Here is a 12,645-nt window from a genome sequence, read left to right on the forward strand (position 1 = left end):
CATTTACAGCAATGAATCAACTTTAGCGTGAAGCTCAGCAGGCCACACGCCGCACTGAACCTGGCCAATGTGCGGCTGTTGCAACATCAGCATTACCAAACGAGACTGACCGATACCGCCACCAATGGTTTGCGGCATTTCGCCTTGTAGCAATGACTGATGCCATTCAAGCTGCAGACGATCTTCGTCTCCGGTCACAGCCAACTGGCGTTTTAGTGTCTGTGCATCAACACGGATCCCCATTGAAGAAAGCTCAAAGGCATCTTCCAGAATAGGGTTCCACACCATAATGTCGCCGTTCAAACCTTTGAAATCACCCTGACTTGCCGTTGACCAGTCATCGTAATCCGGCGCACGAACATCATGATGTTTACCGTCAGCCAGCTTACCGCCAATCCCAATCAGGAAAACGGCACCCAGTTCTTTAGCAATGGCACGTTCACGGCCTTTCGCATCCAGATCCGGGAAACGCTGCTGTAATTCTTCACTATGAACAAAGTGGATTTGCTCAGGCAGGGAAGGGGTCAAACCGTACTGTTCGCTCACTGCGGCTTCCGTGGCTTTCATAGCGGCCCAGATGCTTTCTACAGTTTGCTTTAGTGTACCGAGATGACGTTCTCCTTCTCCCATTACGAGCTCCCAATCCCACTGATCGACATACACAGAGTGAATTGGGGTCAAACGGTCTTCATCGGGACGAAGGGCTTTCATGTGCGTGTAAAGCCCTTCGCCCGCGCTGAAGTCGTGCTGACCGAGTGTTTTTCTTTTCCATTTGGCCAGCGAATGCACCACTTCAAACTGCGCGTCAGGCAAAGTTTTCACTTTAACTTGCACCGCTTTTTCACAACCAGACAGATTGTCCTGAGTCCCATCACCCACGCGGCTAAGAATTGGAGCCTGGACTTCCATCAGACCCAGCTTTTCTTCCAGTTGACGGGAAAAATGGGATTTCACAAAACTAATCTGGCGTTGTTTAGCGATGTAGGCAGTTTTCATGGCTTTCTCTTTATTGTGTTGTTTTACTGACGATGATTAAGCAACAAACAGGGCATAACATTCAATAATCAACAATAAAAAAGCCTTACCTGTTTTTAATCGACTAATTTAAGGCTATAAAAGATGAACTATCGTTACTAATCATAGGAAAAAGTGATGGATAATTATCAGATCGACAATCTCGATCGCGGCATTCTTGACGCTTTAATGGCAAATGCCCGTACTGCTTATGCCGAACTGGCAAAACAATTCGGTGTTAGCCCTGGCACTATTCATGTGCGCGTAGAGAAAATGAAGCAGGCAGGGATCATTACCGGTGCGCGAATTGACATCAGCCCTAAACAATTGGGCTACGACGTTTGCTGCTTTATCGGCATCATTTTAAAAAGCGCGAAAGATTACCCTTCAGCACTGGCCAAACTCGAAAGCCTGGAAGAAGTCACCGAGGCGTATTACACCACTGGCCACTACAGCATCTTTATTAAGGTGATGTGTCGATCGATAGATGCCCTTCAACAGGTACTTATCAACAAGATCCAAACAATTGATGAAATTCAGTCCACCGAAACGCTGATCTCCCTTCAGAACCCGATCATGCGTACCATCAAGCCCTGATAGCTATTTTTAATACCCATATTATCCACAGGTAGATCGCAGGCGTTACACAGCGTACAATGCCCATCGTTTCGAAAAGGTGGGATCGCAATGACAGAAGTTACGCTGATTAGCGGCAGTACCCTTGGCAGTGCCGAATATGTGGCTGAACATCTGGCTGAGAAGCTTGATGAAGCGGGTTTTACGACCCAGACACTGCATGGGCCACTGTTTGAAGATCTTACTGTCAGCGGAATTTGGCTGATTGTCTCCTCGACACATGGTGCCGGAGATCTTCCAGATAATCTTCAGCCGCTCTTTGATGCAATAAATGAAGAACGCCCGGATCTGAGTGCGCTTCATTATGGTGCTGTCGGGATTGGTAGTCGTGAATACGACACTTTTTGCGGTGCGATTGAAAAATTAGACACCCTACTGACGGAATGTGGCGCTAAAAGAGTGGGCTCTTTATTGAAAGTGAACATCCTTGATCACGACATTCCTGAAGATCCAGCCGAGATTTGGGTCGGATCATGGAAGAATTTACTCCAGGATTTGTAAAGATCTCACTTTTATCTGTGTATAAGTATGCTTAAAACCTTGGGTTAAGCAGTAGTTATCCCAATAACAACTCCTGTTCACTTTTTGAGTTGTGCATAAGTACCTCTTTTGATCCCAGCTTATACGTTGTGGGATCACTGGAAGTACACAGCAAACGATCCTTCTTAATCAATTGATCTCTTTACCATAAAAACGGTTATCCACAGAACATACCGATCCTAATAAGAGATCATAATAAAGAGATCTTTAAATAAAAAAGATCTTCTTTTAATTACACAAGATCCCAGGACTTTCTCGAAAGGCTAAAGTTAAGTTAGAATCGCCAACCCCGGGAAACAGTCATTCCCCATTTGCAAAACCGTGAGGCAGTACCATGTTTTATCCAGATCCTTTTGACGTCATAATCATTGGCGGGGGTCATGCAGGCACCGAGGCTGCAATGGCCGCTGCACGGATGGGTCAACAAACCCTTCTTCTGACACACAATATCGACACGCTGGGACAAATGTCTTGTAACCCTGCAATCGGCGGTATTGGCAAGGGACATCTGGTTAAAGAAGTGGACGCTCTGGGCGGTTTGATGGCGAAGGCTATCGATCATGCAGGCATTCAGTTTAGGATATTAAACGCCAGTAAGGGGCCAGCAGTACGGGCAACTCGTGCTCAAGCTGACCGTGTGCTGTATCGGCAGGCCGTTCGCACAGCACTGGAAAACCAGCCGAACCTGATGATCTTCCAACAGGCGGTTGAAGATCTGATTGTAGAGAACGATCGCGTCGTTGGTGCTGTAACGCAAATGGGTCTTAAGTTCCGCGCTAAATCCGTGGTTCTGACCGTCGGAACGTTCCTGGATGGCAAAATTCATATCGGACTGGATAACTACAGCGGCGGCCGTGCAGGCGATCCGCCATCCATTTCGCTTTCACGTCGTCTGCGTGAACTGCCACTTCGTGTCAGCCGCCTGAAAACAGGCACACCACCGCGCATTGACGCTCGTACCATAGATTTCAGTGTACTTGCCCAGCAGCATGGCGATACCCCAATGCCGGTATTCTCGTTCATGGGGAACGTTAATCAGCACCCTGCGCAAGTACCGTGCTACATCACGCACACCAACGAAAAAACGCATGACGTTATTCGTAATAACCTCGATCGCAGCCCGATGTATGCAGGCGTTATCGAAGGGATTGGACCTCGTTACTGCCCATCCATCGAAGACAAAGTGATGCGTTTTGCTGACCGTAATCAGCACCAGATCTTCCTTGAGCCTGAAGGGCTGACCAGCAACGAAATTTATCCAAACGGCATCTCCACCAGCCTGCCGTTTGATGTACAAATGCAGATCGTCCGTTCGATGGAAGGCATGGAAAACGCGAAGATCGTGCGTCCAGGCTACGCCATAGAATACGACTTCTTCGATCCTCGTGATCTCAAGCCGACACTGGAAAGCAAATATATCCAGGGTCTGTTCTTTGCGGGTCAAATTAATGGGACTACCGGTTACGAAGAAGCGGCTGCGCAAGGTTTGTTAGCAGGCCTCAATGCTGCACGCTTCTCAGCCGAGAAAGAGGGTTGGGCGCCGGCTCGATCTCAAGCTTATCTGGGCGTATTGGTCGACGATCTTTGCACCCTCGGTACCAAAGAACCGTACCGCATGTTTACCTCGCGCGCCGAATATCGTTTGATGCTGCGTGAAGATAATGCCGATCTGCGTTTAACCGCTGTTGGCCGCGAAATGGGACTGGTGGATGACGAACGCTGGGCACGCTTCAACGAAAAACTGGAAAGCATTGAGCTTGAGCGTCAACGTCTGAAAGACATCTGGCTGCACCCGCATTCTGAAAGTGTTGAAGAAGTGAACGCCAAACTGAGCGCACCACTGTCTCGTGAAGCAAATGGCGAAGATCTGCTGCGTAGGCCAGAAATGACCTATGCTGAGATGATGCAATTATCTGTTTTCGCTCCAGGCCTTGAAGATCCGCAATCTGCTGAGCAGGTAGAAATTCAGGTCAAATACGAAGGCTATATCGCTCGCCAACAAGAAGAGATTGAAAAACAACAACGTAACGAAAATACGTTGTTGCCTGCAACGCTTGATTATCGCCAGGTGAGTGGTCTTTCCAACGAAGTGATCGCGAAGCTGAACGATCATAAACCAGTCTCAATTGGACAGGCATCACGCATTTCAGGCGTCACTCCGGCAGCGATTTCGATCTTGCTTGTCTGGTTAAAGAAACAAGGCCTGCTACGCCGTAGCGCCTGATGAATATATTTCAGGGCCGGGATATCCTGGCCCTTTTTTTGATGGGTATACACCGCCGTGCTTAACAAACTGAATCGCCTGCTGGATAGCGCAGGCATTACGTTGCCAGAAAACCAGAAACAACAACTGATAGGTTATGTTGAACTGCTCCACAAGTGGAACAAAGCCTATAACCTGACCTCAGTACGTCATCCAGATGACATGCTGGTACGCCATATTCTCGACAGCATTGTTGTGGAACCGTATTTGCAGGGTTCGCGTTTTATCGATGTCGGAACGGGACCGGGTCTGCCGGGGATACCACTGGCAATTGTGCGTCCTGACTCGCATTTTACGCTGCTGGATAGCCTGGGTAAGCGTGTACGCTTTCTGCGCCAGGTTCAGCATGAGCTGCATCTTGAAAACATCACGCCAGTGCAAAGTCGTGTGGAAGAGTTCCCTGCTGAACCGCCATTTGACGGCGTAATCAGCCGTGCTTTTGCGTCTATGACGGATATGGTGACCTGGTGCAAGCATCTTCCTGCTGAGAATGGCCGCTTCTATGCCCTGAAGGGGTTACGCCCTGATGATGAAATTGCAACCTTGCCTGAAAACTTTAGCGTCGAGGAAGTGGTTCGTTTGCAGGTCCCGGAGCTTGATGGTGAACGACATTTGGTGATGATTAAGGCAAACAAAAATTAATATTTATCAAAAAAAAGCGAAAAATGAATGTTTCGTGAAAGTTAAAAATACGCAGGAAAATGGCTGACATCCCTGGTTACATTTAACGGTGTTGTAACTTTTATGTATCTGGTTTTTAACTCGATAAGGAATATTGAGTTTTAAAATGGTCAACATTGAAAATATAACCGTGCTAATTAAAGTGTGAATTTTTTACTCAGCTTGATGTTAAAACTTTAATAAAAATGTCAATGAAATGTTTTTACTGTGTTTCAATGTGTTTTAAATAGAGTAGACGGTAATCAGCTTATTTATCAGACATCTGTGTTTCGCACTTTAAGAGGCAGACAAATGTACAAAGCCTGTGAGATGTTTGAATTGTGATCTGGTGCACGCTTTATTCGGCGGGTATTTCGGTTATTTGCAGTTTTCAGGAAAATAACCAGCATTCAGTAAAAGTTGAAAAATAACGGCACTGGAAAATATTTAAACTTTTGTTCACCTTTTTGCTACTTATTGTTTGAAATCACGGGGCCGCACCGTATAATTTGCTCGCTTTTTGAGGCTTGACTCGGAGTCGTAAAGGAAGTTTTATACGACACGCGACATACCCCGAAGGGAGCAGGAGTTAGGATACGCCATGTCTATGTCGCTATTGAGTAGAAACATTGCTCGTAAGCTTCTGTTCCTTCAGCTTCTAGCAGTGATAGCAATTGGATTGCTGTTTTGCCTCAAAGACCCCGCGTGGGGTGCTTCTGCTTTCGGCGGAGGCCTGGCAGCCTGGTTGCCAAATGCAGTATTTATGAATTTCGCCTGGCGTCACCAGGTGCATACACCGTCTAAAGGTCGTTTGGCCTGGACCTTTGCTATCGGCGAAGTGTTAAAGGTGATTGCGAGCTTTACCATACTGGTGGTGGCGTTAGCTGGTTTTAAGGCGGTATTGTTGCCGCTTATTGTGACGTGGGTTTCGGTGCTGGTTGTGCAGATACTCGCACCAGCTGTAATTAACAACAAAGGGTAAGAGGCATCATGTCTGCAGGAGAAATCTCTACACCGCAGGAGTATATAGGCCACCATCTGAATAACCTTCAGCTGGACCTGCGTACTTTCTCGCTGGTGGATCCGCAAAACCCCCCAGCCACCTTCTGGACGCTCAATATTGACTCCATGTTTTTCTCAGTGGTCCTGGGTCTCTTGTTCCTGGTTATCTTCCGCAAGGTTGCAAAACATGCGACCAGTGGCGTGCCAGGGAAACTTCAGACAGCAGTTGAGTTGGTCATCGGCTTTGTCAATGGCAGTGTCAAAGACATGTACCATGGCAAAAGCAAGGTTATTGCACCACTTGCCCTGACCGTGTTTATCTGGGTATTCCTGATGAACCTGATGGACCTGCTGCCAATTGACTTCTTGCCATATATTGGCGAGCACATCTTTGGCCTGCCAGCCCTGCGTGTGGTGCCGTCTGCGGACGTGAACATCACCCTGTCCATGGCGCTTGGCGTGTTTATCCTGATTCTTTTCTACAGCATCAAAATGAAAGGCATTGGCGGCTTCACGAAAGAGCTGACGCTGCAGCCGTTCAATCACTGGGCATTTATACCGTTCAACTTAATCCTTGAAGGTGTAAGCCTGCTGTCCAAGCCGATCTCACTTGGTCTGCGACTGTTCGGCAACATGTATGCCGGTGAATTGATTTTCATTCTGATTGCTGGTCTGTTGCCGTGGTGGTCACAGTGGATTCTGAGTGTGCCTTGGGCCATTTTCCACATCCTGATCATTACGCTGCAAGCCTTCATTTTCATGGTTCTGACGATTGTCTATCTGTCGATGGCATCTGAAGAGCATTGATTTTACTTACCACTACTGCGTTTTAACTGAAACAAACTGGAGACTGTCATGGAAAACCTGAATATGGATCTGCTGTACATGGCTGCCGCTGTGATGATGGGTCTGGCGGCAATCGGTGCTGCGATCGGTATCGGCATCCTCGGGGGAAAATTCCTGGAAGGCGCAGCGCGTCAACCTGATCTGATTCCTTTGCTGCGTACTCAGTTCTTTATCGTTATGGGTCTGGTGGATGCTATCCCGATGATCGCTGTTGGTCTGGGTCTGTACGTGATGTTCGCCGTCGCGTAGTAAGCATTGCTTAATATACCAAGCAATATCAGAACGTTAACTAACAAAGAGGCATTGTGCTGTGAATCTTAACGCAACAATCCTCGGCCAGGCCATCGCGTTTGTCCTGTTTGTTCTGTTCTGTATGAAGTATGTATGGCCGCCATTAATGGCAGCCATCGAGAAGCGTCAACAAGAAATTGCTGACGGTCTCTCTTCTGCAGAACGTGCCAAAAAGGACCTTGACCTTGCACAGGCCAACGCGACCGACCAGCTGAAAAAAGCCAAAGCGGAAGCTCAGGTGATTATCGAGCAAGCGAACAAACGCCGCTCACAGATCCTTGAAGAAGCTAAAACCGAGGCAGAGCAGGAACGTGACAAAATCGTTGCACAGGCTCAGGCAGAAATCGACGCAGAGCGTAAACGCGCTCGTGAAGAACTGCGTAAGCAAGTGGCTCTGCTGGCGATTGCCGGTGCCGAGAAGATAATCGAACGTTCCGTGGATGAAGCTGCTAACAGCGACATCGTTGATAAACTGGTCGCTGAACTGTAAGGAGGGAGGGGCTGATGTCTGAATTTGTAACTGTAGCTCGCCCCTACGCCAAAGCAGCTTTTGACTTTGCCGTCGAACACCAGAGCGTTGATAACTGGCAGTCTATGCTAAGTTTCGCCGCCGAGGTGTCTAAAAACGAACAAATGGCAGAGCTACTCTCCGGCGCTTTTGCTCCGGAAACGCTCTCTCAGTCGTTTATCTCTATTTGTGGTGACCAGTTAGACGCCAATGGCCAGAACCTGATTAAGGTAATGGCTGAAAACGGTCGTTTGAAGGTTCTCCCTGATGTTCTTGAGCAATTCGTTCAACTGCGTGCAGCCCAGGAGGCTACAGTTGAAGTCGAAGTGACTTCTGCTAGCGCGTTAAACGAAGCCCAGCTTTCGAAAATCAGCGCCGCGATGGAAAAACGTCTGTCACGCAAAGTTAAGCTGAATTGCAAAATTGATAAGTCTGTAATGGCAGGTGTCATCATCCGTGCGGGTGATATGGTCATTGATGGTAGCGTACGCGGCCGTCTTGATCGCCTGACAGACGTCTTGCAGTCTTAAGGGGACTGGAGCATGCAACTGAATTCCACCGAAATCAGCGAACTGATCAAGCAGCGCATTGCTCAGTTCAGTGTTGTGAGCGAAGCTCACAACGAAGGTACAATCGTTTCTGTAAGTGACGGTATCATCCGCGTACACGGCCTGGCCGATGTTATGCAGGGTGAGATGATTTCCCTGCCGGGAAACCGTTACGCCATTGCACTGAACCTCGAGCGCGACTCTGTAGGTGCAGTAGTAATGGGTCCGTACGCTGACCTTGCCGAAGGCATGAAAGTTAAGTGTACTGGCCGTATTCTTGAAGTACCAGTTGGCCGTGGCCTGCTGGGCCGTGTGGTGAACACCCTGGGTGCACCAATCGACGGTAAAGGTCCTTTGGACCACGACGGCTTTGCTGCTGTTGAAGCGATTGCTCCGGGCGTAATCGAACGTCAATCCGTAGACCAGCCGGTTCAGACCGGTTATAAGTCGGTTGATGCCATGATTCCAATCGGCCGTGGTCAGCGTGAGCTGGTCATCGGTGACCGTCAGACCGGTAAAACCGCGCTGGCGATCGATGCCATCATCAACCAACGTGATTCCGGCATCAAATGTATCTACGTTGCAATCGGCCAGAAAGCATCCACTATTTCTAACGTGGTTCGTAAACTGGAAGAACACGGCGCACTGGCTAACACCATCGTGGTTGTTGCTACTGCTTCTGAATCCGCTGCATTGCAATATCTGGCTCCGTATGCTGGTTGCGCAATGGGTGAATACTTCCGTGACCGCGGTGAAGATGCACTGATCGTATACGATGACCTGTCTAAACAGGCTGTTGCATACCGCCAGATCTCCCTGCTGCTTCGTCGTCCACCAGGTCGTGAAGCATTCCCAGGCGACGTATTTTATCTCCACTCCCGTCTGCTGGAACGTGCTGCGCGTGTAAACGCCGACTACGTTGAAGCATTCACCAAAGGTGAAGTGAAAGGTAAAACCGGTTCCCTGACTGCTCTGCCGATTATCGAAACTCAAGCGGGTGACGTTTCTGCGTTCGTTCCGACCAACGTAATTTCTATTACAGATGGTCAGATCTTCCTGGAATCTAACCTGTTTAACTCCGGTATTCGTCCTGCGGTAAACCCGGGTATCTCCGTATCTCGTGTTGGTGGTGCTGCTCAGACCAAGATCATGAAAAAACTGTCCGGTGGTATTCGTACCGCTCTGGCACAGTATCGTGAACTGGCTGCGTTCTCTCAGTTTGCATCTGACCTTGACGACGCGACCCGTAAGCAGTTGAGCCACGGTCAAAAAGTGACCGAGCTTCTGAAACAGAAACAATATGCGCCGATGTCTGTTGCGCAGCAGTCTCTGGTTCTGTTCGCTGCTGAACGTGGTTACCTCGAAGATGTGGAACTGGCTAAAATCGGTAGTTTCGAAGCCGCTCTGCTGGCTTACGTTGACCGTGACCATGCTCCACTGATGCAAGAAATCAACCAATCTGGTGGCTATAACGACGAAATCGAAGGCAAGCTGAAAGGCATCCTCGATTCCTTCAAAGCAACTCAGTCCTGGTAAAGTCTGGCGGCTTGTCTTAGGGCAAGCCGCAAGGCATTGAGGAGAAGCTCATGGCCGGCGCAAAAGAGATACGTAGTAAGATCGCAAGCGTCCAGAACACGCAGAAGATCACCAAAGCAATGGAAATGGTCGCCGCGTCCAAAATGCGTAAATCGCAGGAACGCATGGCAGCCAGCCGTCCTTACGCAACAACTATGCGTAAAGTGATTGGTCACCTTGCTCTGGGAAATCTTGAATACAAACACCCTTACCTGGATGAACGCGAAGTCAAACGCGTGGGCTACCTGGTGGTGTCCACTGACCGTGGTCTGTGTGGTGGCTTGAACACTAACATGTTCAAAAAGCTGCTGGCTGACATGAAAGGATGGTCTGATAAAGGCGTTCAAAGCGAAATCGCAATGATCGGCTCCAAAGGCGTCTCTTTCTTCAACTCTGTAGGCGGCAATATTGTTGCTCAGGTGACTGGTATGGGTGATAACCCTTCCCTGTCCGAGTTGATTGGCCCGGTGAAAGTGATGTTGCAGGCCTACGATGAAGGCCGTCTGGACAAGCTGTATGTTGTCAGCAACAAATTTATTAACACAATGTCTCAGGTTCCTACTATCACCCAACTGCTGCCGTTACCGCCAGCAGAAGACGGCGAATTGAAAAAGAAATCCTGGGATTATCTGTATGAACCTGATCCTAAAGCGCTGCTGGACACCCTGTTGCGTCGTTATGTGGAATCTCAGGTTTATCAGGGCGTCGTAGAAAACCTGGCCAGCGAACAGGCCGCGCGAATGGTTGCGATGAAAGCCGCGACCGACAACGGCGGCGACCTGATTAAAGAGCTGCAGTTGGTATACAACAAAGCTCGTCAGGCCAGCATTACTCAGGAACTCACCGAAATCGTCGGTGGCGCGTCCGCGGTATAACCAGGTTTACGAATTACGTAGAGGATTCAAGATGGCTACTGGAAAGATTATCCAGGTAATCGGCGCCGTAGTGGACGTCGAATTCCCTCAGGATGCCGTACCAAAAGTGTACGACGCCCTCGAGGTTACAAATGGTAATGAGCGTCTGGTGCTGGAAGTTCAGCAACAGCTGGGTGGTGGCGTAGTTCGTACTATCGCCATGGGTACTTCTGACGGCCTGCGTCGCGGTCTGGAAGTTGCTAACCTCGATCACCCAATTGAAGTGCCGGTAGGTAAAGCTACCCTGGGCCGTATCATGAACGTCCTGGGCGACCCTATCGACATGAAAGGCGATATCGGCGAAGAAGAGCGTTGGGCTATTCACCGTCCAGCACCAAGCTACGAAGAGCTGTCCAGCTCTCAAGACTTGCTGGAAACCGGCATCAAAGTAATGGACCTGATTTGTCCATTCGCTAAGGGCGGTAAAGTAGGTCTGTTCGGTGGTGCGGGTGTTGGTAAAACTGTAAACATGATGGAGCTGATTCGTAACATTGCGATTGAGCACTCCGGTTACTCTGTGTTTGCAGGTGTGGGTGAGCGTACTCGTGAGGGTAACGACTTCTACCACGAAATGACCGAATCCAACGTTCTGGACAAAGTATCACTGGTTTATGGCCAGATGAACGAGCCACCAGGCAACCGTCTGCGCGTTGCACTGACCGGCCTGACCATGGCTGAGAAGTTCCGTGACGAAGGTCGTGACGTTCTGCTGTTCGTTGATAACATTTACCGTTATACCCTGGCCGGTACAGAAGTATCTGCACTGCTGGGTCGTATGCCATCTGCGGTAGGTTACCAGCCAACTCTGGCAGAAGAGATGGGTGTTTTGCAGGAGCGTATTACCTCCACCAAAACTGGCTCAATCACTTCTGTTCAAGCGGTATACGTACCTGCGGATGACTTGACTGACCCATCACCAGCAACCACCTTTGCTCACTTGGATGCAACCGTGGTACTGAGCCGTCAGATCGCATCTCTGGGTATCTACCCGGCGGTAGATCCACTGGATTCCACCAGCCGTCAGTTAGATCCACTGGTTGTTGGTCAGGAACACTACGACACCGCGCGTGGCGTGCAGTCTATTCTGCAACGTTACCAGGAACTGAAAGACATCATCGCCATTCTTGGTATGGATGAACTTTCTGAAGAAGATAAATTGGTTGTAGCACGTGCGCGTAAGATCCAGCGCTTCCTGTCTCAGCCATTCTTCGTAGCAGAAGTCTTTACCGGTTCTCCGGGCAAGTTCGTATCGCTGAAAGATACTATCCGTGGCTTTAAAGGCATCATGGACGGCGAATATGACCATCTGCCAGAGCAGGCGTTCTACATGGTTGGTACTATCGACGAAGCCGTTGAGAAAGCTAAAAAACTTTAACGCCTTAATCGGAGGGTGATATGGCAATGACTTACCACCTGGACGTCGTCAGCGCGGAACAACAAATGTTTTCCGGTCTGGTCGAAAAGATCCAGGTAACGGGTAGTGAAGGTGAACTGGGTATTTATCCTGGTCACGCCCCACTACTCACCGCCATTAAGCCTGGTATGATCCGCATCGTGAAGCAGCATGGACATGAAGAGTACATCTACTTGTCCGGTGGTGTGTTGGAAGTGCAGCCTGGCACAGTAACTGTGCTGGCCGATACCGCGATTCGTGGCCAGGACCTCGACGAAGCTCGAGCTCTGGAAGCGAAACGTAAAGCGGAAGAGCGTATGCACAGCTCCCACGGTGATGTGGACTACGCTCAGGCTTCTGCTGAACTGGCTAAAGCGATCGCGAAACTTCGCGTTATCGAGTTGACCAGAAAAGCGATGTAACTACCTGCTTGAAAGACAAATGCCAGCCAGGTT

General features: G+C 49.2%; 14 protein-coding genes. 13 read left to right on the plus strand and 1 reads right to left on the minus strand.

Features of this window, described 5'->3' with window-relative positions; translation table 11 throughout:
* Positions 1–3 precede the first annotated feature (3 nt).
* Positions 4–996 carry an aspartate--ammonia ligase gene (gene asnA, locus OH773_RS21540; protein WP_270141797.1) on the minus strand — a complete coding sequence of 331 codons (993 nt, stop codon included), beginning with the start codon at positions 994–996 and terminating at the stop codon, positions 4–6.
* 156 nt (positions 997–1,152) lie between these two features.
* Here asnA and asnC point away from each other — a divergent pair, with 156 nt between their 5' ends.
* The 13 genes from asnC to OH773_RS21605 all read left to right on the plus strand — a co-directional run bounded on the left by asnC (position 1,153) and on the right by OH773_RS21605 (position 12,612).
* Complete coding sequence (asnC, locus tag OH773_RS21545; protein ID WP_034499887.1) at positions 1,153–1,611, plus strand: transcriptional regulator AsnC; 459 nt, start codon at positions 1,153–1,155, stop codon at positions 1,609–1,611.
* Positions 1,612–1,701: 90 nt separating this feature from the next.
* Entirely contained in the window at positions 1,702–2,151 is a 450-nt protein-coding gene (gene mioC, locus OH773_RS21550; protein WP_270141799.1) for an FMN-binding protein MioC, read from the plus strand.
* Between the two features lie 373 nt (positions 2,152–2,524).
* A complete protein-coding gene (gene mnmG / locus OH773_RS21555) occupies positions 2,525–4,414 on the plus strand; it encodes a tRNA uridine-5-carboxymethylaminomethyl(34) synthesis enzyme MnmG (protein ID WP_270141800.1) in 1,890 nt (629 codons plus the stop codon).
* A gap of 57 nt (positions 4,415–4,471) precedes the next feature.
* On the plus strand, positions 4,472–5,095 hold the full coding sequence (gene rsmG, locus OH773_RS21560; RefSeq protein ID WP_270141801.1) for a 16S rRNA (guanine(527)-N(7))-methyltransferase RsmG: 624 nt from the start codon (positions 4,472–4,474) through the stop codon (positions 5,093–5,095).
* Between the two features lie 619 nt (positions 5,096–5,714).
* On the plus strand, positions 5,715–6,095 hold the full coding sequence (atpI, locus tag OH773_RS21565) for a F0F1 ATP synthase subunit I (protein WP_183272014.1): 381 nt from the start codon (positions 5,715–5,717) through the stop codon (positions 6,093–6,095).
* An 8-nt stretch (positions 6,096–6,103) separates the two neighbouring features.
* Positions 6,104–6,922: a F0F1 ATP synthase subunit A gene (gene atpB / locus OH773_RS21570; protein WP_270141802.1), complete on the plus strand. Its 819-nt coding sequence runs from the start codon at positions 6,104–6,106 to the stop codon at positions 6,920–6,922.
* 48 nt (positions 6,923–6,970) lie between these two features.
* Positions 6,971–7,210: a F0F1 ATP synthase subunit C gene (atpE, locus tag OH773_RS21575; protein WP_000429386.1), complete on the plus strand. Its 240-nt coding sequence runs from the start codon at positions 6,971–6,973 to the stop codon at positions 7,208–7,210.
* A gap of 61 nt (positions 7,211–7,271) precedes the next feature.
* Positions 7,272–7,742: a F0F1 ATP synthase subunit B gene (gene atpF, locus OH773_RS21580; RefSeq protein ID WP_183272016.1), complete on the plus strand. Its 471-nt coding sequence runs from the start codon at positions 7,272–7,274 to the stop codon at positions 7,740–7,742.
* Positions 7,743–7,756: 14 nt separating this feature from the next.
* Complete coding sequence (gene atpH / locus OH773_RS21585) at positions 7,757–8,290, plus strand: F0F1 ATP synthase subunit delta (RefSeq protein WP_183272017.1); 534 nt, start codon at positions 7,757–7,759, stop codon at positions 8,288–8,290.
* Positions 8,291–8,302: 12 nt separating this feature from the next.
* Positions 8,303–9,844 carry a F0F1 ATP synthase subunit alpha gene (gene atpA / locus OH773_RS21590; protein WP_183272018.1) on the plus strand — a complete coding sequence of 514 codons (1,542 nt, stop codon included), beginning with the start codon at positions 8,303–8,305 and terminating at the stop codon, positions 9,842–9,844.
* 50 nt (positions 9,845–9,894) lie between these two features.
* Entirely contained in the window at positions 9,895–10,758 is an 864-nt protein-coding gene (gene atpG / locus OH773_RS21595; RefSeq protein ID WP_183272019.1) for a F0F1 ATP synthase subunit gamma, read from the plus strand.
* 31 nt (positions 10,759–10,789) lie between these two features.
* A complete protein-coding gene (gene atpD, locus OH773_RS21600; RefSeq protein WP_270141804.1) occupies positions 10,790–12,172 on the plus strand; it encodes a F0F1 ATP synthase subunit beta in 1,383 nt (460 codons plus the stop codon).
* A gap of 20 nt (positions 12,173–12,192) precedes the next feature.
* Entirely contained in the window at positions 12,193–12,612 is a 420-nt protein-coding gene (locus OH773_RS21605) for a F0F1 ATP synthase subunit epsilon (RefSeq protein WP_183272021.1), read from the plus strand.
* Positions 12,613–12,645 lie beyond the last annotated feature (33 nt).

The sequence above is a fragment of the Buttiauxella sp. WJP83 genome (assembly GCF_027594725.1).
GTDB lineage: Bacteria > Pseudomonadota > Gammaproteobacteria > Enterobacterales > Enterobacteriaceae > Buttiauxella > Buttiauxella selenatireducens.